The 253-nt window shown below is 43.1% G+C and carries 1 protein-coding gene; it reads right to left on the bottom strand.

The window, feature by feature from the left end:
- Window positions 1-9: 9 nt before the first annotated feature.
- On the bottom strand, window positions 10-253 hold a 244-nt coding region (locus tag E8Q33_RS15780), incomplete at its 5' end, for a hypothetical protein (protein WP_211116201.1).

Here is a 253-nt window from a genome sequence, read left to right as displayed (position 1 = left end):
GACTTTGATTTATCTTGGTATTTTCGTGTTTTTCTTCTTAGTCTGCGCCAGCCTATCAGAGTACCGCTGATACAAATAATCAGTCCACCAAGACTGAATAGGGTAATTAGACTTTCCCGTAAAATCGCGCTCCAGTAACGGCTGCCAATCCCAGCTATGCAAAAGATTAAATAGCCAGCGTGCTATTCGACGGTTTTGATCAAGGCTTTCAATGACCGCCCCGTTATGTGGATCAATGTGAATCCACGTTTTA

Origin of the sequence: Methylophaga sp. SB9B, from assembly GCF_004832235.1 — a bacterium.
In the GTDB taxonomy this organism is placed as follows: Bacteria; Pseudomonadota; Gammaproteobacteria; order Nitrosococcales; family Methylophagaceae; genus Methylophaga; species Methylophaga muralis.
This window is presented reverse-complemented; position numbering and strand designations above follow the sequence as displayed.